Source organism: Clostridium sp. HV4-5-A1G, from assembly GCF_900184915.1.
GTDB classification, from domain to species: domain Bacteria; phylum Bacillota; class Clostridia; order Clostridiales; family Clostridiaceae; genus Clostridium_B; species Clostridium_B aromativorans.
The window spans coordinates 1-26544 of record NZ_FXYI02000031.1; the positions used below are offsets into that span (position 1 = coordinate 1).

31 protein-coding genes, 2 pseudogenes and 1 other annotated feature are annotated in these 26544 nt (G+C 34.0%); of the genes and pseudogenes, 6 read left to right on the forward strand and 27 right to left on the reverse strand.

The genetic code is table 11. The features are described 5' to 3' along the window. Positions 1-876, forward strand: an 876-nt coding sequence (locus tag J5G60_RS05330) for a transposase (RefSeq protein WP_207876515.1), incomplete at its 5' end; no start/stop codon positions are given. A 195-nt stretch (positions 877-1071) separates the two neighbouring features. Here J5G60_RS05330 and J5G60_RS05335 read toward each other — a convergent pair. From J5G60_RS05335 to J5G60_RS05375, 11 genes and pseudogenes are all read right to left on the reverse strand, one after another. Further along, the gene (locus tag J5G60_RS05335; protein WP_150356785.1) at positions 1072-1749 is read right to left on the reverse strand and encodes a methyltransferase family protein; all 678 of its coding nucleotides are present in this window, start codon (positions 1747-1749) and stop codon (positions 1072-1074) included. Positions 1750-1889: 140 nt separating this feature from the next. Further along, positions 1890-2273, reverse strand: a complete 384-nt coding sequence (locus J5G60_RS05340; RefSeq protein WP_328707003.1) for a DUF1648 domain-containing protein — start codon at positions 2271-2273, stop codon at positions 1890-1892. After that, positions 2227-2337 carry a VOC family protein gene (locus J5G60_RS19110; RefSeq protein WP_328707002.1) on the reverse strand — a complete coding sequence of 37 codons (111 nt, stop codon included), beginning with the start codon at positions 2335-2337 and terminating at the stop codon, positions 2227-2229. The genes J5G60_RS05340 and J5G60_RS19110 overlap by 47 nt, the downstream gene beginning before the upstream one ends. A gap of 18 nt (positions 2338-2355) precedes the next feature. After that, positions 2356-2676 (reverse strand): TfoX/Sxy family protein, encoded by a 321-nt coding sequence (locus J5G60_RS05345; RefSeq protein ID WP_150356784.1) that lies wholly within the window; start codon positions 2674-2676, stop codon positions 2356-2358. Between the two features lie 21 nt (positions 2677-2697). Then, positions 2698-2812: pseudogene (locus tag J5G60_RS19165) on the reverse strand (competence protein TfoX); the annotation flags it as partial. A gap of 7 nt (positions 2813-2819) precedes the next feature. After that, positions 2820-3134, reverse strand: a complete 315-nt coding sequence (locus J5G60_RS05350; protein ID WP_150356783.1) for a hypothetical protein — start codon at positions 3132-3134, stop codon at positions 2820-2822. 61 nt (positions 3135-3195) lie between these two features. Further along, a complete protein-coding gene (locus J5G60_RS05355; RefSeq protein ID WP_150356782.1) occupies positions 3196-4068 on the reverse strand; it encodes an AraC family transcriptional regulator in 873 nt (290 codons plus the stop codon). Next, the gene (locus J5G60_RS05360; protein ID WP_236035156.1) at positions 4065-4832 is read right to left on the reverse strand and encodes a C45 family autoproteolytic acyltransferase/hydolase; all 768 of its coding nucleotides are present in this window, start codon (positions 4830-4832) and stop codon (positions 4065-4067) included. The genes J5G60_RS05355 and J5G60_RS05360 overlap by 4 nt, the downstream gene beginning before the upstream one ends. Positions 4833-5001: 169 nt before the next feature. Next, a complete protein-coding gene (locus J5G60_RS05365) occupies positions 5002-5853 on the reverse strand; it encodes a pentapeptide repeat-containing protein (protein ID WP_150356781.1) in 852 nt (283 codons plus the stop codon). Positions 5854-5965: 112 nt separating this feature from the next. After that, positions 5966-6448, reverse strand: a complete 483-nt coding sequence (locus tag J5G60_RS05370) for a DUF6773 family protein (protein ID WP_150356780.1) — start codon at positions 6446-6448, stop codon at positions 5966-5968. Beyond that, positions 6448-6648 (reverse strand): helix-turn-helix transcriptional regulator, encoded by a 201-nt coding sequence (locus J5G60_RS05375; protein WP_150356779.1) that lies wholly within the window; start codon positions 6646-6648, stop codon positions 6448-6450. The genes J5G60_RS05370 and J5G60_RS05375 overlap by 1 nt, the downstream gene beginning before the upstream one ends. Before the next feature lie 200 nt (positions 6649-6848). Between J5G60_RS05375 and J5G60_RS05380 the strand changes: the two genes are divergently transcribed. Further along, a complete protein-coding gene (locus J5G60_RS05380; RefSeq protein ID WP_150356778.1) occupies positions 6849-7331 on the forward strand; it encodes an RNA polymerase sigma factor in 483 nt (160 codons plus the stop codon). Beyond that, a complete protein-coding gene (locus J5G60_RS05385) occupies positions 7324-8100 on the forward strand; it encodes a hypothetical protein (RefSeq protein ID WP_150356777.1) in 777 nt (258 codons plus the stop codon). The genes J5G60_RS05380 and J5G60_RS05385 overlap by 8 nt, the downstream gene beginning before the upstream one ends. Before the next feature lie 180 nt (positions 8101-8280). On the opposite strand, the gene J5G60_RS05390 is transcribed toward J5G60_RS05385, so the two are convergent. The 13 genes and pseudogenes from J5G60_RS05390 to J5G60_RS05450 form a co-directional block, all read right to left on the reverse strand. Continuing rightward, entirely contained in the window at positions 8281-8919 is a 639-nt protein-coding gene (locus J5G60_RS05390; protein WP_150356776.1) for an ABC-2 transporter permease, read from the reverse strand. Next, positions 8900-9781 carry an ABC transporter ATP-binding protein gene (locus J5G60_RS05395; protein WP_150356775.1) on the reverse strand — a complete coding sequence of 294 codons (882 nt, stop codon included), beginning with the start codon at positions 9779-9781 and terminating at the stop codon, positions 8900-8902. Before J5G60_RS05395 ends, J5G60_RS05390 begins: the two co-directional genes overlap by 20 nt. A gap of 2 nt (positions 9782-9783) precedes the next feature. After that, positions 9784-10158 carry a GntR family transcriptional regulator gene (locus J5G60_RS05400; RefSeq protein ID WP_150356774.1) on the reverse strand — a complete coding sequence of 125 codons (375 nt, stop codon included), beginning with the start codon at positions 10156-10158 and terminating at the stop codon, positions 9784-9786. 102 nt (positions 10159-10260) lie between these two features. After that, positions 10261-11451, reverse strand: a complete 1191-nt coding sequence (locus J5G60_RS05405) for a cation:proton antiporter (protein WP_150356773.1) — start codon at positions 11449-11451, stop codon at positions 10261-10263. A 46-nt stretch (positions 11452-11497) separates the two neighbouring features. Further along, positions 11498-11554: a sequence feature (sodium ion sensor (DUF1646 type); this cis-regulatory element may regulate processes involved in with the transportation of sodium ions), on the reverse strand. A 245-nt stretch (positions 11555-11799) separates the two neighbouring features. Next, on the reverse strand, positions 11800-12621 hold the full coding sequence (locus J5G60_RS05410) for an alpha/beta fold hydrolase (RefSeq protein WP_442870512.1): 822 nt from the start codon (positions 12619-12621) through the stop codon (positions 11800-11802). A 22-nt stretch (positions 12622-12643) separates the two neighbouring features. Continuing rightward, complete coding sequence (locus J5G60_RS05415) at positions 12644-13135, reverse strand: flavodoxin family protein (RefSeq protein ID WP_150356771.1); 492 nt, start codon at positions 13133-13135, stop codon at positions 12644-12646. A 253-nt stretch (positions 13136-13388) separates the two neighbouring features. Then, positions 13389-13899: pseudogene (locus J5G60_RS05420) on the reverse strand (ATP-dependent Clp protease proteolytic subunit). A 21-nt stretch (positions 13900-13920) separates the two neighbouring features. Beyond that, entirely contained in the window at positions 13921-14271 is a 351-nt protein-coding gene (locus J5G60_RS05425) for a helix-turn-helix transcriptional regulator (protein ID WP_150356770.1), read from the reverse strand. A 110-nt stretch (positions 14272-14381) separates the two neighbouring features. Next, positions 14382-15587, reverse strand: coding sequence for a cytosine permease (locus J5G60_RS05430; protein ID WP_150356769.1), 1206 nt, complete (start codon positions 15585-15587; stop codon positions 14382-14384). Between the two features lie 103 nt (positions 15588-15690). Then, a complete protein-coding gene (locus J5G60_RS05435; RefSeq protein WP_150356768.1) occupies positions 15691-16671 on the reverse strand; it encodes a 2-keto-3-deoxygluconate permease in 981 nt (326 codons plus the stop codon). A gap of 105 nt (positions 16672-16776) precedes the next feature. Continuing rightward, positions 16777-17934, reverse strand: a complete 1158-nt coding sequence (locus J5G60_RS05440) for a UxaA family hydrolase (protein WP_150356767.1) — start codon at positions 17932-17934, stop codon at positions 16777-16779. Beyond that, positions 17934-18233 carry a UxaA family hydrolase gene (locus tag J5G60_RS05445; RefSeq protein ID WP_150356766.1) on the reverse strand — a complete coding sequence of 100 codons (300 nt, stop codon included), beginning with the start codon at positions 18231-18233 and terminating at the stop codon, positions 17934-17936. The genes J5G60_RS05440 and J5G60_RS05445 overlap by 1 nt, the downstream gene beginning before the upstream one ends. Next, positions 18227-19963 carry a sigma 54-interacting transcriptional regulator gene (locus tag J5G60_RS05450; RefSeq protein ID WP_150356765.1) on the reverse strand — a complete coding sequence of 579 codons (1737 nt, stop codon included), beginning with the start codon at positions 19961-19963 and terminating at the stop codon, positions 18227-18229. Before J5G60_RS05450 ends, J5G60_RS05445 begins: the two co-directional genes overlap by 7 nt. A 262-nt stretch (positions 19964-20225) precedes the next feature. On the opposite strand from J5G60_RS05450, the gene J5G60_RS05455 reads away from it, so the two are divergent. From J5G60_RS05455 to J5G60_RS05465, 3 genes are all read left to right on the forward strand, one after another. Next, a complete protein-coding gene (locus J5G60_RS05455) occupies positions 20226-21059 on the forward strand; it encodes a hypothetical protein (protein WP_150356764.1) in 834 nt (277 codons plus the stop codon). Between the two features lie 123 nt (positions 21060-21182). Beyond that, positions 21183-21836 carry a response regulator transcription factor gene (locus J5G60_RS05460; RefSeq protein WP_150356763.1) on the forward strand — a complete coding sequence of 218 codons (654 nt, stop codon included), beginning with the start codon at positions 21183-21185 and terminating at the stop codon, positions 21834-21836. Continuing rightward, positions 21837-23300 (forward strand): sensor histidine kinase, encoded by a 1464-nt coding sequence (locus J5G60_RS05465; RefSeq protein ID WP_150356762.1) that lies wholly within the window; start codon positions 21837-21839, stop codon positions 23298-23300. 7 nt (positions 23301-23307) lie between these two features. On the opposite strand, the gene J5G60_RS05470 is transcribed toward J5G60_RS05465, so the two are convergent. From J5G60_RS05470 to J5G60_RS05480, 3 genes are read right to left on the reverse strand one after another with little or no spacing between them, the layout of a single operon-like run. Further along, positions 23308-24102, reverse strand: coding sequence for an ABC transporter permease subunit (locus J5G60_RS05470; RefSeq protein WP_150356786.1), 795 nt, complete (start codon positions 24100-24102; stop codon positions 23308-23310). 22 nt (positions 24103-24124) lie between these two features. Further along, positions 24125-25042, reverse strand: coding sequence for an ABC transporter ATP-binding protein (locus J5G60_RS05475; RefSeq protein WP_150356761.1), 918 nt, complete (start codon positions 25040-25042; stop codon positions 24125-24127). Continuing rightward, on the reverse strand, positions 25014-26159 hold the full coding sequence (locus J5G60_RS05480) for a helix-turn-helix domain-containing protein (protein WP_150356760.1): 1146 nt from the start codon (positions 26157-26159) through the stop codon (positions 25014-25016). The genes J5G60_RS05475 and J5G60_RS05480 overlap by 29 nt, the downstream gene beginning before the upstream one ends. Positions 26160-26544: the final 385 nt, after the last annotated feature.

Consider the following 26544-nt stretch of genomic DNA (forward strand, 5'->3'; position numbering starts at 1 on the left):
GAACCCTGGCGTGGTTCTCAATATCTTGCCCTTCAAAGGCTTACAAGACACAGGCTTCATATAGTTGAATGCTTAACCAGGGAAAAGACTTACATGTTATCCAATGTATTTCTTAAATTTAGTGAATTTGCTTTGCTGCAGGGAGAAGAACATCCCTTTTCTGATAAATACGGAGCTACAGCTTCTTCTATACTAACGGAGTTTTTATCTTCCGAAGATATTGCAAATGCTTCAGTTGAATATCTTGTTGACTTCGTCAATAGGAAAAGTCGAAAAAGAATTTCTGATCCTAAAATGACTGTAGAAGTTCTTCAGCAAGCTGCACGTAATTCATACCGCCTTGATAAATGCTTATATGAGCCTTTAACAATCTCTATTGCCTGTTCTTTTAACTGCATTCAGGCTTTTGAAAAAGAACTCAAAGCTATTAACAAGGCTATTGAAAAAACAGTTAATGGCATGAATCCTGTGGAATACCAGATATTGATGTCAATCCCTGGCTTTGGACCTGTATACTCCAGTGGTATTCTTGCTGAATTAGGCAGCGTACATGCATTCCCTAAAAATGATGCTATCGCTAAATACGCCGGCATCGTGTGGAAAGAAAATCAATCAGGTGATTTCAAAGCTGAAAATACACCAATGAACAAAGCAGGCAACCATTATTTGCGCTATTATCTGATAGAAGCTGCTGGAAGTGTTATAAGACACATCCCTGAGTACGAAAAGTTTTATCAGAAGAAATTTGCTGAAGTGAGTACACATCAGCATAAACGAGCACTCGCATTAACATCCCGTAAATTAATTCGTTTGATTTTTGGATTGCTGGCTAAAAATCAACTCTACTCTTCAAATAGGGTAGATAAACTTATATAGCTCTTGCGAACATATGTTTTTATTTTGACATATGCTTGTTAAAGTTACCATTTTTGATTAAAAACATTTCATTTTCTTTTCATTTTGTTCTTGACATATTACCAAATTGCTTTGCTTTTTATAAAAATAATTACCACATTATTTTATTTTCTCATAAACTATTGATTTTGTATAATATAATCTCTAATATTGTGTCTACCATATGAATGGAATTAAACGATATGGCACCTTTTCACAATATTCATCATACCCCGATAAATTCTCAGACAAAAATTTTTCTTCACGAAGAAGCCTGGCTATAATAGTAAAAATTAAAGCTACTACACTAAGTAGTGCCCAATATGACCCTAATGCAATTGGTGAAAACATCATCATCAGTATTGCTCCAGAATACATAGGATGACGAACTATCGCATACATTCCAGTTGATATTACTTTCTGGTCTTTATTAACCTCAATTATAGCTGAAGTATAACTGTTCTCTTTGAATACAAGAAATACTATGAAAAACCCTACTATGACAAAAATATTTGCTAATAGACTAATATATATGGGAATATTCGACCAATGAAAACGATAATCAAGTCCTGCAATAATATATATAAAGCAGAAAAACACACTTGCCATTGCTTGTATAGTTTTTTGGCTCTTTTCCTTCTCAGCAGTTAAACCTGCTTTAAGCCGTCGTTTTAAAAGTTTCTGGTCGTTTTTAAATAAATATATAGTAATCAATATTGTTGAAACAGCAAAAGTAAGCAAATAAAGCCATGCCTGCAAGTAATTAGCTGTCCATGCAGGTAAAAAAATAAATATTCCCATAGTAACTATAAGCATTATAAATCTAGATATAGCTTTTCCAACTATATTATCCATATGATCACCTCAATTATCAGTTTTATTTATAATTATATCTCATGGATAGCAATAAAATACGTAGACTTGTCAATAAGGTGAAACCCATTCCTTTTTGACAATAAGTCCTTGAGAATTTACTTTTTGCATATTTGAATTTACTATTTATCTTTCGCTAGTTGAAAGATAAAAAACATAATAGAGCCAAATGTTAAAATTAAAACAACTGGCAGGAATAGGGATGATAATTTTTCTCCAGTGGTTGAGTGTAACGTTAAATATGAAAATACTGAAACCATCAACAATTTTATAGTTCCTATCATGGTCTTTAAAATTCTATATACTTTTTCTTTGTTTTGCTCTGTTACCTGTACTCCTGTATTCCATATTTGGGAAAATTTTTCTACAACGGACAATCCAATAAATATAATCCATCCAACAGCCAATAGCGCAATCAAAGAATTTTTATCTGTTATTTTATCAACCTCACCAGCAGCATTATTTTGACTCTTTTCCGTCCCAATCAATTTCAAATTCAAGGACATTTTTATAAAATTCAACCATAGTTCTCATATCACTAACAAATATTCCAATACCATCTAATTTCATTTTAATTTTCCTTTCAAGTTATTTTTTCTTTTTCACTTTCAAAGTAGGAAGTTCTTTATAAATCCCCGTAATCAGCTGATATAGAAACTCCTTATTATCAACATCCTCAACCAAAAACATTGGTTTTGCATCATCATAAGGCAACTCCTCGATTGGCTTAATCATCAAACGTTTGCTCGCATTGGTTATTTTAACTAAAAAACGATCATCATATATTCCCCCAAAAACCTTTCCTTGAAAATATAAGATATATTCTCCCATCATTCTTCTATAGGAAATATTGTTTAGTATATCTAATTGTCCAATAATAAAATCTAAATATTCTTGACTAGAAGCCATACCTTACTCCCTTTCAATTTACTATTTATGTTTGTGCCAATTATAAAAATCTTTTAGTTCTACTTTACGTTCCTGTGGTAAAGCTATTTTCTTAATACCTAATACCGCGAATTGCACCTTCTAATGCTAGCAATCTTGGAAATTTATCTGTCTTTTGTTTTCTCCCCGTAATACACAACCAATGAAACCGCATTAAGTATAATTGTAACTACAAGAAGTAATGCGGAAACCATCGCTACTGCGGAAGACGTATCCATAAGTGCCGACCAATCCGCTATCCTTACTAGATAATCTGTATAGAAAATTTGCATACACAATGAAATAGCGCAGGCGCTGACGCTTGCTACGGATAAGACAGTCCATTTCCTATTACGTCGCACAAGATTAATAACAGGAAGTATCCATGCAATCAGCCCAAGTACAAGACTTCCTAGATTCAGCCAACTTGCTCCCAACAAAACCATCTCCTTCACCAAAATTACTATTTATAATACACAACATTAAATTGGAAATTAGCAACTATTCTATCGGAAAATAAATTTCAATCTGCGATTCTTCATTTTCAGCTCCTAAAAATTGCTCTGTGTAGCATTCCAAATCATCTCTGTCATCAAGTTGGAGACTACTCTTAGGTAACCAAACACCCCAAATATAATAATATGTAGAAAGCAAATTTTTTACTGTACCTTTATGTATAAATTTAGCATACCTTCCACCACTAATTTCTTTTAACTCCATACCTTCTGGAATATTAGAACCACCCGATGTTTCAATTCCTATAAATACAGCAGCTTCACTATTTTTATCAAATGTATTTGACAGACATGTACCACCCGTTTCATAAATACTATACCGATTTTTATTCATTGAAATATAATCTTGCTTTGCCAATTGAGCATTCAACTTTTCCCACATTTCAATACTGTTATTTTTCTCAATACTCATGTTAAATTTAAACCCAACAACAGATTTAGGCTCAAATGTTACGATTTCTGGTGATAAATTTTCATAATTGCATTCGGTTATTTTGTCAAGCTGCATAGGGCGATGTTTTCCTATTAATACATCAACACCATTTTTTCTATATTCTGTAGGTGTAATACCATATCTTTTCTTAAAAGCTCTTGTAAAACTTTCAGCAGATTCGAAATACAGGGAAACTGCAATATCTAAAATTTTCCTATTGCCATATATAAGATCATATGCTGCTTGAGTCAACCTCCGGCTTCTGATATAGCTGCCAATAGTTTCTCCCGTCACAGCTTGAAAATAACGGTGAAAATGATAATATGAATAGGAAACTGCATTGGCAACTGATTCTACAGTCAAAGGCTCATACAGATTTGTTTCAATAAATATAACTGCTTTACTAATGATTTGATTATCTTTCAATACAGCACAGCCTCCCCCTCTTTAATCAGAAAATTCTCACTGGAGTCATTATCTAAAATGCAATATGCTTTATGACCATCTATACATTGCAATAACGCAATTTTATCATTACTATCGGCAAGTATTAGATTTATATTATATCCAATAGGTGCATCCATTGCCCATGCAATGCCTTCTTCAACATTTTTGCAGTTTTCCAAAATGCTTCGGATAACAATCCAAAAAGAAAAACCAGTTACACCTGCTTTCTGTCCTCCATCAAAGTTGCCAACAGGCAATCCATTACTGGCCTTACAAGCTGCCAGCCCATATTCATTCATTCCATCACATCGTCCGAATAAATTGAGTGTAGAACCAATGTAACAATATTTTCCCCTAATAGCTGTATATGCAAAACACATTTCTTCCATTTCATCATTAAAATCGTAGTTACGTGCCATCAAAGTGTGTCCAGTTTCAATCTTGTTTGAAACTGCAGACATCAAACTGCACCCACGTTCCAAATATGTCATTGCATAAAAAATCACTTGTTCTTTCGAAATTCCAACTGTATCTGCAAAACCTTTGATCTCCTCGTTTACACCACTGCAGTATTGGTCAAGCAAATTGGATATTTCCGTTAATTTGCTTTGAGGATAGGCCTTGGGTGGTAAAATCACCTTTTTCAATAAATCAGGTTGTGATAAAATCCAATTACCAATCTGTGTCCCAACTTCATAACTTGTTCCTATAAAATTCTTCAAGTATGTTTTCGTTTTTTTCATTAAAAGCACCTCATCTTTCAAAAAAATTATAAGATAAGGTGAGATGATATACTTGATATTTTCTGCGGATTATTTTCTAACACAAGACTTTCTAGCTTATAATGTAATAAGTTCTCTCCTTGAATTTTATTTTTATCCAGTAATGATTTCAACTCCAGGCAGCTAATTGTTATTTAAGCCAATAAATTGGTCGAATTAGCACCTCTGGCAGTTTTGTATGAGAATCTCCTTTAGCCGTATTGAGCTGAGCCTGAGTAAGGAATATACTATTTGTCAGATCAGCTCCGCTGAGATCCGCATCCCGCAAATCTGCTCCTATTAGGTCAGCACCACTTAAATCAACTCCTCTAAGATTTGCAGCAATAAGACATGCCCCTCTCAAATCTGCACCTTTAAGATTAGTTTTTCTCAGATCTGCACCAAAATAATCTGAATGGCCATATCTGCCGTTCCTATTTTTTACAGGAGTATCCCTTCTTCTGCCAGCTTTAGCACGTATCAGCTGGCTGGTATTTTTAAGCAGCAGGTTGACCTTGGCTCTGTGTGCTTCCAAATCCAGTGATGAAAGAAAATCCGCGTCAAGAAGGGTAAGTCTTTCAGTATCATCCAGCAATGAATTTATCTTCTCCCGGATACTTGTTTCATTTTGCAGGGTAGACGCTTCTGTTAAATACCATATCATTTCATGAAGCTGTCTCATGATTAAAAAAACATCAAACATCTGTTTTGCAGTTTCTGGATAACTTCTCCAATTCCTTCCGCTGTAGGTTATCTGAGAAACTTTCTGACCTGCCCCAAAGCAGTGATAGGCACTGCATCCTTTAAGGCCCTTTTTCCTGAGTTGTTTGTGAACAGAACATTTAAAGTCAGATTGTAAGTTTATGCAGGGTTTGCCGGCGTCTTTATTGGTTGGGAAACCTTCTGAAACTGAAAAGTACAACGCCACACAGCATAGACCGAAACATTTTTTACAATCCACCTTCAATTCCTTATTACGCTTATCTTCATCTGTATATATCATATTTATTTACCTCATAATTTTTAATTCAATATAGTCTTATATGAAATTTATTATAACATAATTCACAAAATACCCAATAATATTATTAATTGAAATCACAATATTAATGTCATCAAATTTCACCTTCTTCTTTGTCCAATTTTTCTGATATTTTTTTTTGTCTTCTTTTGTTTAAAATGTGTACAAGTGAAAGTCCTAAAAATGCTGTAAAAGTTCCACAGGCAAATGTAATTGCCAAAGCTGCAAACAGCAGACCGCCTGTAAATTTTTCGCTATATCTTATATAATTTGAAATTCCTACAATGACAGTTACTGTACTACCAGTTACAAGACTATTCACTACCAGTAATTTTTTACCACTATTCTTTGTTCCGTAGAGATCGTTTCCTGAAACAATATTTCTAATTACAATGTACATGGAGGCTCCAAAAAAACATGCAAATTCTGCAGCATACTGTGAAAAAGGTGCATCAAAAACATATTCCTGAACAAGTATTGACATAAGCAGTACAATAAGTAATATACCGCAGGCATCACTTTGAATTTTATGTCTTTGAGCTGTAATTCTCTCATCTTGTATTAAATTTTTTTTCATTATATTTCCTCCTCCCAGAACAATTCGTCCAATGTTTTGCCAAGTGCCTTGCAAATTGAAACACATAATTTCAATGATGGATTATAATTTCCCGATTCAATCATTCCAATGGTCTGACGTGTAACACCCACAGCTTTTGCTAAATCCTCCTGTTTCATGTCATGCTCAATACGTGCGATTTTCATTCGTTTATTTTTCATTATGACCTCCTCTAACTTTGACTGATTTATATTGCATATTATAATATAAAATATACTTTATGTCAAATATATATTGCATACATATTTTAAAAATTTAATTTTAAGCTAAAATTAAATGAACCATTTAGTAGGTATATCCATCTAACTAGTGTAAAGCAAAAAAGTAGCGCTACAGTTTGCTAAGAAAGGTAGGAAATCAATTGAATAAAGATACATTTATAGCCAATGTTCTTGAGGCTGAATCTACTTTATATCGTGTATCCAAGTCAATTTTGATTCATGAGCAGAATTGTGAGGATGCAGTTCAGGAGGCAATTTTAAAAGCCTATGATAAATTGGATACATTAAAAAAAGAACAATATTTTAAAACCTGGTTAGTTAGAATACTTATAAATGAATGTTATAGTTTAAAACGTAAGGAATATTCACAAATACCTTATGAAGAATACTTTGAGTCTGCCAAAGCTAATGATAAAAAAGATTATAGTGAGTTATATTTGGCCATTCAGAATTTACCAGAACGTATTCGTATTACAATTGTTCTTTATTATGTAGAGGGGTATTCAGTAGACGAAATTAAAGATATTTTAGAAATACCTGCAGGAACTGTAAAAAGTAGATTGGCAAAAGGACGGAATTTATTGAAAATAAAGTTAGAAGATATGGAGGTAAATTATGAATAACTATGATTGGAATAACGCCTTTCCGGATACACCTGAAAGTTTTAAAAATAGGGTAAGTGCAACATTGAATAGTTTACCGGATAAAAAGGAGAATGATAAAATGGGAAATGGGAAAATATATAAAAAAGGATCAATCAAGAAAAAAATTATAGTTGGATTAGTAGCTACTATGGTAATAGGAACAACTGTATTCGCTGCAGGAAAAGTAAGCTCTATAATTTCATATTCAAGTAGTACACCAACATATACTACTATGCCTACAGTAGAACAAGTAAAGAAGGATTTTAAATTTAATCCTAAATTAGTTAATAAATTTGATAATGGATACACTTTTGCAAATGGATGTATTGTAGATAACAAAGGAACTGATGATAAAGGTAATTTTGCAGGAAAAACAAAATCACTTGATTTTACTTATACAAAAGGGAATGATGAATTAAGTCTTTATATGGAAAATGGAAGGCTAGGTGAAAGATCAAAGAGAGAGACTGTTATTACTAATTATAATGGTATAGATTTATACTATTATTCATATACTGACAAGTTTGAACCAGAAAATTATAAAATGACAGAACAAGATAAAAAGGATAAGTTATCTGGTAAATATGTATTTAGTTATGGCTCTGATTCCGATAAGGAAAAAATCTCCCAAGTTCAAGGTTTAAATTGGATGCAAGATGGAATTAACTATTCCTTTTTAGGATCTGATTCTAATATATCAAAAGATGAACTAGTTAAAATGGCACAGCAGGTTATCAATACAAAATAAAAACAAGATAAAAGGCTTTCCATGATATATAAAAATATCCTGAAAAGCCTTTTATAAACTTAATATTTACTTGCTTTTCTCAATATGTTATGGATTATCTGTAAATAGCCTTAATAGGATCCAGCTTTGCAGCTTTATATGCAGGAATTATTCCAGAAATCATTCTATTATATCCTCATACTACAACTCTTTTTTCATATAAATATTTATGGAAATCATCATGGAGATTCCCAGAACCAGCACGGCTGCCGTGATCAATAATATATACTGTGCAATTGCAGCCATATTTGAAAATGCTGAAATATCAACACTTATATTGGCATTATAAATTAAGGGTATCCCAAAAGATACCAGCATTATTATAAGAATAAAAGCAAATTTAGTTTTTTCATATCCATATTTAAATTGAAAGGGCATATATACTCCATAGGGAATGGCACAAAAAAGAAATACAGATAAAACTGTCCTCAAATCAAGTTTTCCTATTTGCGGTATGAAAAATGCCAGTACACTATATACAATAAAGCAAATAATAAAAACCACTAAAAAGAATGCATACTTGGCCTCCACAATTGAACTTCTGGTATATGGAGCTGCACATAACAACGCATCTACCTCGGGATATTTAGCCTCTGCCAATGAGATATATTGATAAAGTATAAGTTCTGTAAAAATGACTGTGGACAGGAAAGAAACAAGTCCCGTAAACACAGGAGCACGCCATAGAATGAATAGAGGAATTGCGGCCGACATAAACAGCATGATCACAACATATCTTTTGGCCAGCAAAAAATCCTTTTTAATGAGATGAAACAGCATTATTATCCTCTCCTCCCCCAATATAGGCCAGCATGATATCTTCAATTGTAGGCCTTTCAACTAAAATGTCCTTCATGTTTTTTTTGACTTCATATATTTTATGGGTAATCCCTGTGAAACCGAAGTCCGTTGCTGTCAACTTTAAAAATAAATTTCTGCTGCTCTCATCAACGTATCTCTTATCCCCTTTTATCAAGCGATAATTATCAAGTAAATAATCCTTTTCCTTCTCAAATAAAATTTCACCCTTATGTATGAGAATAATCATATCAGCTATCTTATCCAAATCGGATATTATATGAGTAGAAAAAAGTACACCTTTTCCTCCCCGCTTCATGTAATCTGCCATTATATCCAAAAACTGGCTCCTAATTAAAGGGTCAAGTCCGCTGGTAGGCTCATCCATAATTAGAAGTTCAGCACCATGAGACAGTGCAAGGGTAAGTGCAAATTTCATACGCATGCCCTTTGAAAGTGTAGAAATTTTTTGACGCGGATCCAGACAAAATCGTTCCATATATGCTCTATAGTCCCTTTCACTCCAGCCTGAATAAGCAGGTGAAATTATACTTTTCATCTCCGCCATAGTCAGTTCATCATAAAAAAAACCCTCATCGAACACTACTCCAATGCGATTTTTCAGTTCATGCTCATTATGTTCAATATCTTTTCCAAAAATTTTTACACTGCCGGAAGTCTTTTTGGACAACCCAAGAATAGTTCGTATAGTGGTTGTCTTACCTGCCCCATTGATTCCTATAAAACCTGCAATACAACCCTCCGGCAAAGTAAAACTAAGATTGGAAAGTGAAAAATTTTTATAGTACTTGTTTAGGCCCTCAACTTCTAAAATATTGTTCACATTCACTCCTCCTCATACAAAATATCCATCATTTCATTTAATTCCTCTTTGCTGATACCCAGCATCTTAGCTGTTTGTATCATATCCTGCATTTTTTGTTCCACAATGCGCCGTTTTGAATCTCTCAGCAATTCCAAATTTTCTGCTGAAACAAAAGTGCCTACCCCCACCTGACTTGTTACAAAACCTTCTTGTTCCAGTTCATCATACACTCTTCTAATAGTCAGCACACTGACTTTCACATCATTGGCAAAACTTCGAATGGATGGAAGCTTATCACCTTCAGCCAGTTCTCCTCTAAAAATTGCATCTTTAATTTGATCTTTTATCTGTTTATACAATGGATTGTCAGATGTATTTGAAATTAATATTTTCATATCATACCTCTTTTTTCAATATCTTTAGTGCCAGTGTATATGTATATAATACACACTATATACTATATACACTATTTTGTCAACAAAGTTCAAATTAATTGTTTAACAATTCACCTTTTTTTCTATTCTATGAGAAAATGCCAATTTAAGTAAAATAGGCGTTATAATTGTAGTTAAAATTACAACAATTAAGGTTGGAAGAAATATTTCCTCCGTAATTATTCCCTCCTGAAGACCTATATTGGCAGTAATTATAGCAACTTCCCCTCTTGAAATCATACCTGTTCCAATTTGAATCGATTCACTCCTGCTCATCTTAAGAAACCTTGCGGCAGCACCACACCCTATCAGCTTTCCAAATACTGCTGTGACAAACATAACTATGGTAATAAAAAGCACTTCCAGATTAATTCCCTTTAGATTTGCTTCAATCCCAACACTGGCAAAAAATATAAGGGATAAAAATCCTGACGAAATTGCCTTTATGTTTCTCTCCAGATATTCCTTATAGACAAATGATGAAAACATGAGGCCGCATATATATGCACCGGTAATAGCCGCTATACCCAAAACCTCGGCAACATATGCCACTAGCAGGGTAGAAGCTATGGAAAAAGTAAGCAGTTCCCTGCCTGGTTTTATATGCTCCTTGAATTTATTTATAAGTTTGGGCAGATATACTACTCCGATTATGGCAAAAACACAAAATAAAGTTATTTTTATAAATACATACGCAATGGATAATGCTTCTGCAGCTCCAGCACTTGCCCCAGCTCCAGGGCTTTGACCTACTGCAAGAACTACAGATATGAGAATAAGCCCCAATATATCATCTATAACCGCTGCACCTAGAATATTTATACCGGTTCTCGTGTTCAGCTTTCCAAGTTCCTTGAGAGTTTCTACTGTAATACTCACACTTGTAGCAGTTAGAATAACCCCTACAAATACATTCTCCAAAAAATTGTCAAAAAATAGATATGCGCTTAAGATTCCAAGTACAAGTGGAAGTACTATACCTGCTGTGGCAATTATCAATGAAGAAAATCCCGCCTTTTTAAATTCTTCTACGTTGGTTTCAAGACCTGCAAGAAACATAATCATAATTACTCCAATGTTTGACAAAAGCTTAATATTATCATCATACTGTACAACATTCAACATAATTGGACCAAGTACTACACCTGCCATCAATGCTCCTAGAACTTCAGGCATTTTCAGCTTTCTGCTTATAATACCCCCTATCCTTGTAAATATGAGGATCAACACAATATCCAGCAACACATTTTCCAATATAATACATCTCCTTCCAGACAAAAAAATAGAAAGCCCTTAAAAGGACTTTCCACCCCAAAAGTCATATTCTCTTGAAATCAAACAGAAATTTGATTCAACCGAAATGAAATATCTAAATTTATTAATAATACTATTTTAACAATAACATATCTGAAAATATTATTCAATAATTTATATATAATTGAAAAGCAAGAAAAGGACTGATCTGCCATTTCCAGAATTTAATGAAGCATGCCATATCCATGAAGGACAGCTCTATTGACAACATCAATCTGGAGGCTTTAAAAACACTGCTTGATACTGACGTGTAGTCAATACAGTGGCGTAACAATCTGAACCTAAGGATTACTTGATATGGTTTTCCTGTGAATTGATTAAAAGAAATTTACAAATTGCCCTGTTGGCTGCCTTAGGATTATCCTGATTTGAGTTATGACCGGCGTTTTTTATCATACACAGCGTACAATTGGGCTCACTTTCAGCCCAGGAAGCTGCAATTCTTTGAATATTTCCAGATCTATCCTCCTCTCCGCAAAGAAGCAGCACGGGTTTGGGAAAACGATATGCTTCATCTTCACGCAGACATGTCGTGAGGGATATCATAACCTCGATGAAATCCCTCTTTTTCATCTGTGAAAAACATCTTCGTACATATTCCTTTACAGCCTGGGTGTTACCACAGGCATTAGCGCTTTGATCTATTAGCATTTTCCATGGATAACAATAAAGTATAGGTTTTGTCAATTTCAACATAAGTCTTTCTGTTATAGACAGCCTGCCGGTATTTCGAGTACAATCAATGAGCACAAGTTTTGAAATCAGTTCCGGCTTTTGGTACAGTACCTCCTGGGCAAGATTTCCACCCATGGATTGACCTATTAAGACTGTACTTTCAATCTGATATATTCTGCATAATTTAAGGAAATCCCCTAGCATATCATCAAAGTGAAATTTGTTTCCAGAGTCAAGTTTTGACAACCCATGACCGCGTGCATCCCACAACAATAAATTGTAAGAATAATCGAAAATTGTCAATTGAGGTTCAAACATCCTGTGATCACAACCTGCACCATGCAGAAAGATAACATAATTTGATGTACTGCCCGGCCTGTACCAATAATGTATATTACATCCCTTGTTTTGAAATATTTTATGCTGTAAATTCACCATCATGCCCCCATGTAATCAATTACAATCTTTTACAGACATCCTCAGCCCATCTTTTAGCTTTTTCTACATTTTTTTCTGTATCATTCTTAAGAGGATTTTTGAACTCAATTTCTCCTAAAAATTCATTTTCTCCAAGTTCACTTTTCATATTTTCAAAGGTTTTTCCATTGTTTCCACCGTTACAGCTAAATAGAGCTATTTTCTTGTGTTTTAAATTTGTCCTGGCAAAAAAACTTCTCAGGGCAGGGGCAAAATTTCCAGCCCATACTGGAGTTCCAATAAACAGGATATCATAATCCTCGGCTTTTATATCATAAGGCAGGAGTTCTGGTTTTTCCTTAGTTATAGATTTCTTGCCACCTATCAGATATTTCATCTTGCTTTTGGAATTTATATCTTTTTTAGGCTTTATCTCCAGTATGTTACCTGATACAGCCTTTGAAACAGCTTCGGCTATCAATTTTGTATTTCCCTCAAGAGAATAGTATACAACAAGAATCTTATTTTCCATAATAAAATCTTCTCCTTTTCTATATATCCGAACGCTACCATTGCTCGGGAGATAAAAACTGGCAGCCATCGGATAAGTTCTGCTAAGGTTCAGGTGGAGAAAAGTATTTCTTATAAGCAAATTCCATCTGAACCTAAGAATCACTTAATTAAAAATTCTTATATCTATATATTATAATAATTGGCTTAAAAAATCCATTTAAATGTAAAAAAAGGCCTCTATTCAAGGCCCCTTTTTAATATTAACTATGACATTATTTTTTCAAAAGCACTTCGTCTACTATTCCGTAATCCACAGCCTCTTTTGCAGACATAAAATAATCCCTTTCCATATCTTTTTCTACTTTTTCAATAGGTTTTCCTGTTCTTTCACTATATATTCTGTTTATTTTTTTCTTGGTTTCAAGCAGCCATCTGGTGTGAATTTCTATATCCGTGGCCTGCACCTGCTGCCAGTAAAAAAGATGCCATGCTGGCGGCCATACCAATACATATAGTTGACACATCCGGCTTTATATACTGCATTGTATCATATACAGCCATACCTGCAGTAATAGATCCTCCTGGACTGTTTATATAAAAATTGATATCCTCATCGGGATTCTCGGATTCAAGATACAAAAGCTGTGCCACAATGACACTTGCCGTTGCATCCGTTATCTCATCATTCAACATTACTATCCTGTCCTTCAAAAGTCTGGAATATATATCATAGGAACGTTCTCCAGAATTCGTACGTTCAACAACAACCGGCACATAACTCATCAAACCACTCCTTTACTGTGTTTATGCTGCCATAAAAGCAATACCATTGTTTGAATTTTTCCTGAATTTTCTGGGAGGTGTTCCATAAAGCTTTTTAAATGCTCTCGTAAAAGATTCCTGTGAACTAAATTGATATTTCAATGCTATATCCACAATTTTGCTATCTGTATTTACAAGCTCCTTCGCAGCTTCTTCAAGTCTCCTTCTTCTTATATATTGAGCTACAGATTCCCCTGTAGCAGCATGGAAGACTCTATGAAAATGAAACTTCGACAGAAACACCTTCCCCGCAATATCTTCAAGCCTCATTTTTTTATCCAAATTATCATTTATATATTCAATGGATTTTCTAATACAGGCATTATAATTCATTCAGGTTCAGCTCCCTCCTCTGAGTTTTTCTATATTATATACCAGTCACCAATGTAAATCCTGTCTTTTCTTGCTGCTCTGTTATAAAAACATTACAACTTCTCCATATTTTATATTTTTAATTTCTTTTTAACAATGAGATAAATTATTGATATTATTATCATGCTTGGTACGGTGGCTCCAAATACAAAATTTATTTTAATGAATAAATAATACATGAACATACCAAAGATGCACAATATAAAAGCCAAAATATTTGGATCTGTATTTTTTTGTGTTTCAATATTTTGCTTCATCATATAATAGTCTGTCAATAATATGGCAAAGGACGGGGAAAATACGATACCTATGCTGTAAAGGAAATTCTCATAGTTATTTACATTAAAAATCAAGGAAATAACAGTTCCTATTATAGTTATAGTTACAGCTATTGTCTTTTCATTTAGTATTTTTTTATTGTGGATCTTCATCATATTCATTATTGTAACGCCTGCAGAATGTGCATACATGAATGCAGTGGTAATAGTAGATAACATAATGGCTCCAAATGTTAAAAATGCCATGTTTCTTGAGAGCAGCACCCCCATTATGTCCAAATTTCCAAAAATACAGCCTATACCCAGTCCTACGATCATCATAAGCAAACTTCCTGATATATATCCTATAAAACTTCCTATTGCTCCCTGTTTAACGTTTATAGAAAATTTTGTATAATCAGAAACCTTTGACATCCATGACAGAGGCATTACAATAACCAGTTCAAATGCCCTTCCAAATGATATTTCACCACGTTCAGCACCAGGTAGAATTTTGTTCCATTTAAACATAATATATGCCAGAAAAAAAGTTAATATAAATAATAATATAACAGTTACATTGTTTACGTTTTTGTAATTTGTTATTCCACAAATTACCCATATTATAATCAATATACTTGTTATAATGGTCCACAATACTATATTGTCAATGGACCATAACATGGTACTTATTTGATTTATATATTTGGCAGTATATTTTATCATGATGGTCAGCCATCCGGCAAGTTGTAATATATTTATGACGGAAAATATATAAGTTCCATATGTTCCAAATGATATTTTCGTAGAGGCTATCCCTGATATTCTCTCCCTGGTTCCTATTATTCCTGCAAGTACAAATATTATAGCACCTGTAATGGTTCCCAGTATAATAGCAGTTAATCCCTTTTGAAAACCTGAAGAGGATATGATCTGTCCTGTTAGTATCTCAGTTATGGATATTGAAGCTCCGCACCACAACAACGAAAAATCCCAAAATCGCAATTTATTATTATTCATATTCCATACAGCTCACATTAATAAAAATTTAATCTGTGAAACTTCCAGCCTATAATTAATTATTACTTTTGGGAAGTTTACACAGATTATTTTATACTATTTTTTATATGGCAGCTTTCTCCAGTTCACTTTGATTCATCTTGTTTATATCTTTTCGTTTAAAATGCTTATTCATAAGGACTATTATTGCAGGGCATAGAAATGCACTTATGATACAAGATGCCGCTATCTGAGCTGTAGCTGCTCCTAACATTGGTGATATAGTCTTGTCCACTGCAGCTATAGCTGCTGGAGTTCCAACTGAATTTCCTCCTGTAGAACCATTTGCAAAAGCTACAATAGGCCTCTTTTCACCAAACGCTCTGAGGGCAAAATAACCTCCAAAACCTGTTAATACAGCAGTTGCTACCCCCAACAGTATTCCAGGCAATCCTGCTTTTACCACACTTGATAAATTCATACTTGCTCCAATTGGAAAAGCAAAAAAAGGTATTAGTAATTTTTCACCGGGAAGCAGGAATTCACGAATTTCTTTATCCAGGCTTCCAAGAAGCATACCCAGGCATATGGGCAGTAAAATAGCAATAAAAGCCTTAACTGGAACCGCAACTAAACCTGAAGCGCCTAAAGCCAGCATGGTAAAAAATGGTCCATTATTCAATGAGAGTAGTGCTATGGCACCTACATCGGTTTTATCACCATACTGTTCTGTCAATGCCACAAAAAGCCCGCCGTTGGTATTGGTCATGGCTGCTATGATTGCCAGAGGTGTTAATCCCAAAATCCCGGCTGTTCCAAATATCTTTCCTACACCTAATCCGATAATTGCGCCAATTCCACATTTGGCTACTAAAAGAATCACACCTTTTTTAAAGGATTTTGGTGCTACTTTCAAGCTCATCTGAGCTCCCATACAGAATAGAAAAACCGCCAGAATTGGCAAGGAGCCCTGTTTAAACATTGCTGTAGTAAAACCACCGATCATCAGCACTTGCGGAAAAAATGTATTGACAATAGCTCCTAGTAATAAAGGTATTATCATTATTCCTCCAGGTACTTTGTCAATTGTTTTTTTGATCTGCATACAATCACTTCCTATGTTTGATTATTGGGTTGATTTTATATTGATACTTTAAAAATTGGAAATATAAAGATTAAAAATTTAATTTTTAATCTTTATATACCTGCTTTAAAATGTGGATATAAGTTTTAATATGCCAAATTCTCTGTGCTTAAGTGATTCTGCCTTGGTTTGTTTACCATTTATCACCTCAAGTATTTCAGAGAAAATACTTTCTCCAATCTGTTGAACAGTTTTTGACCCTTCAATTATGGTTCCAGCATTTATATCTATATTATCCTGCATATTTTTAAATGTTTTTGGATTTCCAGTTACCTTTATTACCGGCGCAATGGGATTTCCAGTTGGAGTCCCCCTGCCTGTAGTGAATACGACTAACTGGGCTCCGCCAGCTACCATACCTGTCATGGATTCAATATCCTGCCCCGGTGTATTCATCACATATAATCCTTTACTTTTGGGTGCTTCTGCATAATCCAATACTCCATTTATTGGTGCAGTTCCACCTTTATATATACATCCCAGGGATTTTTCTTCTATTGTTGTTAAACCACCCTGAATATTGCCTGGAGTAGGTTGTCCACCTCTCATATCAACACCCATGGTATTTGCTTTCTTCTCACAGTTAGATACAATTTCCAGTATTTTATCGCCTATTTCCCTGGTTACTGCTCTTCTGGCCAGTATATGCTCAGCACCTATGAATTCAGTGGTTTCTGAAAATATTGATGTTCCATTTAATGAAACAAGCTTATCCGATGCATATCCAACTGCAGGATTTGCAGCAAGTCCCGATGTGGTATCAGAGCCACCGCATTCAATGGCCAATGTCAGTTCCGATATGTCTATTTCCTCTTTTTTCATCTTGCCGGCCTCTCTGGCCATGGAAGCTGCAATTCTTGTACCTTCTGTTACTGTGTTTATAGTTCCACCACATTCCTGTATTATTACATATTCAACTCTTTTGCCTGTAGATGCGATATCTTTTGCAACCTCTTTTGTTGGAACTCCTTCACATCCCAATCCAACTACCAGCACTGATGCCACATTAGGATTTTTCCCCAATGCTTTCAGGGTGGCTATCGTAAGATCCATATCAGCACCAACCTGACAACAGCCATGTTGATTTGGTATTGCTATGGCACCATTTACATGACTTGCAATTCCTGCTGCAACCTCGCTGGCACAAACTGATGAAGGAATTATCAGTATGTGATTTCTTATACCTACTTGTCCATTTTCTCTTCTATATCCATAAAGCTTCATTATTTAGACACCTCCAAATCCCCACGTCCTCTTTCACTTACAACATTATGAACATGAACGTAATCGCCAATCTTTATATCCTGGGTGGCCATTCCTATGGATTCCCTGTATTTTATTACTTCGCTCCCCTTGGGTATATCCCTTATGGCAAACTTATGTCCAAAGGGAATGTCATGGTTAAGTACTATTCGGATCTCTTTGCCAAATAAATCCACTAGTATACTCTCACCTTTTTCCAAGTTTTTTACTGCAGTGGCCACATTGTCTTTTTTATTTGCTACAACCGCAAATTTCAGCATAAATACTCCTCCTTAATGGTATAATGTTTACATATATAATTACAGCAATTATTGTGCCAATTATTTTTTCGAAGATACAGACAACAAAAAAGATTTTGTGTTTCAATATGTAACAAAATTGCATTTAAATAATGATTTTCCAAATAATCTTTGGCTTCCACGGATATACGTTGAATTTTCTTGTTGTATCTCATGGCGTATTTATCTATAAAAAACCTCGAGAGCTGAATTATATCTTCATTTCTGTCATTTAACGAAGGTACTAAAAGGGTAAGTATATTAATTCTATAATATAAATCCTCCCGGAATTTTCCTTCATTTACCATTTTATTTAAATCCTTATTGGTAGCAGCTATGATTCTAACGTCTATAGGTATTAATTTATCGTCTCCTATTCTCATAACCTGTTTTTCCTGTATAACTCTCAACAACCTGGTTTGAACCCCTATAGGCATTTCGCCTATTTCATCCAGAAATATAGTTCCTCTATGGGCGAGCTCAAATACGCCTGCCTTTCCACCCTTTACTGCACTCGTAAACGCTCCTTCAGCATATCCAAAAAGTTCACTTTCTACAAGATCCTTTGGTATGGCAGCACAATTTATAGCTACAAATGGTGCACTGCTTCTATCACTGCTGTTATGTATACTTTGAGCAAACAGCTCTTTTCCAGTACCAGATTTGCCTAAAATCAAGATAGGAGAACTATATTTGCTGTAAATTTTAGCCTTTTTAATACAATCTCTCATCTTGTCACTTTTATATATTATGTCCTTAAAATTGTACTTGGCAGTAAATCCCTTCTTTTGAAGCTTGACTCTTATATCCTGTTCCAGTTCTTGAAGCTTAGTGATATCCTGAAATGTCGCAACAACTCCATGTATCTTGTTGTCAACAATAACCGGCACTCTATTGGTTGCAATTTTGGCTCCCTTTACGCTTTGAATTTGCCCCAATTGAGCATTCCCCGACTTTAATACTTCATTTAATTTTGTATTGTCAATTACATCATTGACCTTTTTCCCCAGTACCTCTTCCTTTGAGATTGAGAATATATTCTCTGCCATGGAATTAAATATGGTAATTCTCCTTTCGTCATCTATGGACATTATTCCATCATGTACAAAGTCCATTATGGTTTTAAACCTTTCAGTTTTTTCTTTTTCAACACGCATCCCCTTTAGTATCCTTCTGGATTCACGTATTGCATCTATAACAGATTCTTTTCCTGATTCTATGATATAGCCCTTGCAATTTAATTTACTTGCCACTGATATACAGACAGTATCCCCCACAAATACTCTTATTCCACTGTCAAAATATGGTTTCAGAATTTTTTCAGCATTTTTCTGATTTTTAATTTCAACATTGACTATATCAAGATTTAAAAGTTCTTTTATTATTTCACATCCATGTATTATATTTTTATAACCTGTCACACAAATTTTGCCTTTATAATCCAACAGATTCTTGAACCCTCTCAGTATGTCAAAAGAACTCATTCTCAATTCAACTACTGGAATATCCACTATGTTTTTTATCATTGTATATGTTCCGCCTCTGGAGACTATTACACTCGCACCACTTTTTACTACTTCTTTTGCTGCTGTCACTCCCTCGGCCAAATTTCCCACTACTACTTCAACATTGTCATACCCATTTGTTTTTATAATTTGTTTTGCCAAATCTGCCAGATTTTTAAATGGAGCTATAAATACTATATCCTTCATTGTTATCACCTTTTAATATATTATTACACAAAAGTATACCATATATTTAAATTTGCTACTTAAACACTTAATATAAGTATATCAATATATAGAAAATCATATTTTACAATTAGGAGACAATTAAAGGATGAATTTAACACATACATAGTCCATAATAGAAATTGTAGTAAATATTACATGCATGGAGTAAATTACTATTTAAAAAATCATTATAATTAAATGCTCATTGTATACTTAAAAATATAAGAAAGGACGGTAAAAAATGAATAAAAAAAGATTGCTGACTGTAACTCTAGCTTCGGTATTGATAGTAGCAAGTACAGCAGCAGTTGCTTTTGCAAGCCAATATTCTGCCAGTTCTACTAAAAATGTTGTGAAGTTGGCAGGTGATAAAGAGAATTCAACTCCAAAAGCTGCTGCTTCAAAGACTGTAACTTTAAACACTGATACTGGAGAAATTATTTTGACAGATACAGATCAAGCTGAACTTACCGATGAATTGAAAAAGATGGAAAATGAAACTATAAGGAGTAAGCCAGAAGCTGTTCAAGATCTAAAGGATTTAATCAATGATATTAAAAGTGGTAAAATTAAATTATTAGATATAAGTGATGAGCAGGCTGTTAAAACTGCCAAAAATGCAATAAAATATTACACTGGACTGGATGTAAAAGAAGTGATTCGTAGGGATGGCTTAAGACCATATATCACCAGATACAATAGTCCCTATGCCTGGGGGCCGGATATATTAGTGTCTTTTGATGGTGAGGGCAACACCAAAGATAATATTTCTGCTTCAATATCAGCTGTTGATGGAAAAGTCTACAATGTTACAGCAATAATTGGCCGTTATCCAAAAGTCAATATTGATAATGATAAAGTTAATGAATCTGCTGCTTCGTTTCTAAAGGATAAAGGTTTTGGTGCTAATTTTAAAAGTATAGCTGTTGATAATGAAAAAGCTTCAAGAGGTATTGTGGGAGCAAAGGCATTATATGAGGATGGAACTGAAATATTGATGGAGTTTAATGCATCAAATAACTCTGTTATTAACTTTACTCATTACAATTTAAAGACAATGAAGTTCGCTAAGTAATTATTAAAAGCTATAATAGGCAAAATAACTTTATATATAAACAGGATTCAGGCATCAGATGGGACTTTTTTATATTCTATCTGATGCTTGAAAATTGTTATCCAGGGTTCGGGAGGGTTTTAAATGATAAAAATATTGATTGTAGAAGATGAAGTCCCAATATCAAATCTCATTAAACTAAATTTGGCATTGGCAAATTATGAGTGTAAACAATGTTATGATGGACAGGAGGCTTTAAATATATTGAAAAATGAAAACTTTGATTTAATACTTCTAGATGTAATGCTTCCTAAAATTGATGGTTTTACGCTTTATAAAAAAATAAAACCATTGGGATTACCGGTGATTTTTTTAACTGCAAGAACTTCTGTTGGTGATAGGGTAAGCGGACTCAAAATGGGGGCGGATGACTACATAATAAAGCCCTTTGAAGGTATTGAATTGATTGCAAGAATTGAAAATGTATTAAGACATTACAATAAAAATTGTAAAATACTCAAATACAGGAATTTAGAAATAAATTTAGAAGAAAGGACAGTAAAAGAAAATGGAAAATTGATAGATCTCACATTAAAGGAATTTGAACTTTTAGCATTTTTAATGCAAAACAAAAATAAAGTTCTTACAAGAGAACGCCTGATAGAAAAGGTATGGGGATATGATTATATTGGAGAAACTAGAACTATAGACAACCATATTCAAAAATTAAGAAAAAAATTGGCCATGAGAGATAGCATAAAAACCGTATTTGGTTTGGGATATAGAATGGAGGAATAGATGAAGCTCTGGGAAAAAATATTCATAAGTACTTTACTCGTTTTTCAGGTATTCTTTATTTCTTCAAGTATTTTTTTGATTAATAGAAGTTTTAATTCGAATTTGGACAATGAAATCAATTCTGGAATAAGTGAACAAAACAGACTTTGCATTTCCCTGGCAGCAGATGTGTATCTAGCTAAAATGCATCAATATCCAGACAATATCCAGAAAAAGTTTAGTAAAGAGGATACAGACTCCATTGTAAGCACTTATATAAGCTATTTTAAAGAAGGAAAAATATTTATAAATGTAACAGACAAAAATGGAAATGAAATCATCACTAATTTTAAAGTAAATGCAGACAAAACAAAAAAGCAATTACATGCTCCCTTAAATAAAGTTTCTTATGTAATAAAAGATGTGAAGGGTAAATCCTATTTATTTATAGATAAGAAAATTAATTTGAATGACAATGATTATAACATTTCTTACATAAAGGAAGTATCTTATATATATGAAAATGAAAAATTCATGTTTAACCTTTTAATGAAGTTAAATGTGTTCTTATGTATAACTCTAGCAGCAGTCATGATAGTATTAAGTAAAATTATTACAAGACCTATAAATGGATTAATAAAATCCACCAGAAAAATATCTGAAGGAAATTTTAGTGAACGGGTGGAAATAGATACGGATGATGAAATTGGCCTGCTGGCCGAAAATTTTAACAATATGGCTGATGTCATAGAAGATAAAATAAAAGCTTTAAAAAATGTGTCACAGGATAAGCAGAGGTTTATTGATAATTTGGCACATGAACTGAGAACTCCACTGACTTCCATTATAGGTTATGCAGATTTTTTACGAACTAACAAGTGTGATGAAGAAACTTCCATACAATCTTTAAATTACATATACAGTGAAGGTAAAAGACTGGAGAGCTTATCTTCTAAATTGATGGATTTAATAATTCTCAAAAAAGAAAATTTGGATATAAAAAAGGTAAATGTAAAAGAACTTTTATATGAAATACGCAGTCGATTAACTCCCAAATTAAAGGAAAGCACTATAGACTTAAAAATTGTTTCAGGAGATTTTTATATGTCAATTGATAAAGAGCTTATGATAATACTAATAAGCAATCTTGTTGACAATTCAATAAAGGCTTCTAAAAGTGGTGATGAGATTCATTTAAAGGCATATATGGATGAAGACCCTATTATTGAGGTTGAGGATATGGGGGTTGGAATTTCTAAAGCTGACATGGAAAAGATATTTGAGCCTTTTTATATGGTTGATAAATCAAGGGATAGGCGTAATAATGGGGCTGGTTTAGGACTTGCATTGTGTTCAAAAATCGCTGAAATTCACGATGCCAAAATTCATGTGGAAAGTGAGCTGGGTAAAGGCACTAAAATAAAGCTTCGTTTTGTAAATAACCGTGACTTATCAGGCATAAAATTCGGTCATAATATTATCTAATGTATATTCAAATCAGCTTTTCAGGAATAAATCCGGAGGAAATCCTCTTTACAAGTATATAATCAAGTGCCAGCAGAGCTCCGCCTCCTACAAGCATCACAGCTTTGCTGAGCAAAAGTACCCCTGTCATCTGGCCCACCAGTAAAAGAATTACTGGAATGAGAAGAAAGCCGCTTACCTGCTGTGCTTCCTGGAAGGTTTCCGATTTTGCAGATACCATCACAGTAAATGTAAGCGATAGTAAATTAACTGCAGGTGAAATCCAAAATATGATTATAAGCCATTTTATATCCGGGAAAATAAGTTTTCCAAAATAGATGAAACCCCCGATATTAAATATTATGCCAAAGATTATAAATGAAATAAAGGTAATTATGTAAGATGGCACAAAGACACCTAAAATCTTGGCTCTGAGCAGCTGTTCCATGGATATTGGCGTATAAAGCAGAGATTCCATGGTCTTGTGTTCCTTTTCTCCCACAAAACTGCTGGCTCCGATAACTCCTGAACACATTATTGGAATTATAAGAAAATATGACGGAAACATAAAGTTCAGCGATACTTTTATTAAAAGCTGGGCAGGAGCATATGCACTATATTCTGAAGGCAGCTTTTTTAAAAGAGGAGCCATTTTTGTAAAGGTACTTGAATCACTTTCAATAAAATTCGCACCGATAAGTATTGCCAGAGGTATGATTACAATCAAAACAATTGGCACAATAGTCATGGGAAGAATAACCCGCTTTGAACTTGTTATTTCATTTATATCTTTATATATCAACGCTTTTTCACTTTTATTAATCATTTTTCAAGTCACCTCAAACTTATAGTGTTATATCATTGGATATACCCTTGATATATTTAAAGTACAGCTGCTCCAGGGACCATTTCTGCTGTATTGCCTCATAGATTTCCCCGCCGCCTGCCAGTATATTCTGTATTAGAGTATTAGCATCTTTGTCCCCTGAAATAGACTTGCTGTATGTGCCATTGCCTTCATAAATGAATCCAAATTTTTTCAAAATATTCTTTCCTCTTATCTTCAATTGAAGAGCTGCATTTTTCCTTGAGGCAAGCTCATCAAAGGTACCCAATCCAAGGACATATCCATTATTTATAAAGCCGTATAGCGTACAAATATCCTCAGCATATTTTAACTGATGTGTGCAGAGAAATATTGTAACCTGGTTTTCCTCAGCAAGTTCTTTTATAAGCCTTGTAACATTCAGTGCATTTTCCGGGTCCAAACCGGAAGTAGGTTCGTCAAGAAATAAAATCTGAGGATTGTGAACTAATGCTACAGCCAGTGAAACCCTCTTTCTCATTCCCGTACTGAAAGATTTCACCTTCTTGTCTCTTACATCCCACAGCTCCAATCTTTTTAATATAAAGTCCACCCGTTCATCAAGCAGTTTTTCTTCCATCTCATGCATTTTTCCAAAGAATATCAGGTTTTGCCTGGCAGTAAGATTTTCATAACAAGAAGCGCTTTCGGTCATAACTCCACACAATCTATGAATCTCAATATTATTTTCCCCCACAGGTATTCCAAAAATTTCAGCATGCCCAGATGTGGCTGAAAGAACCCCGTTTAAAATTCTGACTGCAGTGGTTTTTCCCGATCCATTGGGCCCGAGAAAACCGAATATCTCACCTTTTGGTATGCTCAGACTTACATTGTTCAAAGCATTGACCTTCCCATCATAGGACTTTTTAAGATTTTCTATATTTATGGCATTCATCTGTCTCACCTAATTTCCCTTTCAATTTTTCAACAAGCAAATTGTATCGTTTATCTCCTCTTAAGGATGCAAATGCAGGATTTTCCGCAACTGTATTAATAAAATTTTTCTTGATTGTTATCTCATCTAAGGGAGTATTTGTTCCGATACAATTATTGTCCTCAAACCATTCAGCTACCTGATTAAAATATTCATTTCCTTTAAAGATAAGTGGAAATTGAATTTTGCAGACAGTATCCACATATCGCTCTAAAGCATCTATGGCCTTTTCTTTTTTCTGCTCCATCAAATATCCCTGTGCAGCAGCGATATGAATCCCAAAAACATCATTTGTCAAAATGTCCTTAAGCTGAAAGGAATCGATAATTTGAAGGCCCTGGGAATAGATCTTCTCAAATAGAACTGGTTCCTCTATGTTCAGGGAAAGATAATTGTTTAAAAGTGTCAATGTGTTTATTACCTTGTTGTAAAGCAGTATCTGATTCACGATCTTTGCCTGGTCAGCTTTTCCCTTCATCCTATATGCATTGATCAGTATGGAATCATCCCCGCTGTAGGGAGCTAATTTATTGTCCAGCAGGCGAATAACTTCTTCACTGTTTCCCAATGCCATTTCTGCAAATGCTTCCTTGGTATTTGCATCTTTTATGTCAGAAATATTCTCTGATTCCTCTTTTATTCTTTTACACAGAAGTATACACTGCTGAAAAACTTCTCTTTTCATCACTTCAGTTTTTGCCATTATGGAATAATTTAATAATAACTGAATCATGGAAAGCAAAAAAGGAAAACAGGAATAGTACTTTTTTATTAATGTGTTACACTGTGTCCTTACTTCATCAAAAGACCTCACGGCAAATTCATGTGAAAGACCAATGTAGATTTTTTTAATCTCTTCCTTTGTAAGCTGTGGAGAATATCCCAGCAATTCATCCACTGAAATGTTAAAATAGGCTGCAAGCTCAGGAAGAAGCAAAACATCAGGATAGCATGATCCTGATTCCCACTTGGAAACAGATGCTTTGGAAACTCCAATATAATCTGCCAGCTGTTCCTGTGTTATTCCCCTCTTTTTTCTCATATGAACAATACATTTACCTATATTCAACACTTTCATATCTATCACCTCTAATAATATTTTATATGTTAATCTGTTTCCCGTAAATGGATTTGTAGTTGATTTTAGTAGAAAAAATCAACCTGGAGGAAACCTGATTTTATATATGATGAAGTATCAGAATTGCATTCTGATTTTGGCAGATCTAGTATTGATCTTGTAGTGCTTATAAACTTTTTAGCAATCCATTTATACCTTTTCAAGCTGTATTTTAACGATAGAGTCTATTTCATTTCTGGAGTTGCTTTCATAATACTCCTTAAGCTTTTCAGGTCTTGGTTAATGATAGCTATGGGTCAGTTGCCATGACAAAATTTAGAAATAAATGAGTAAGTTTTATTTATTTATAAAATAAAGTATTTTTATTATCCAATAAATACAATAT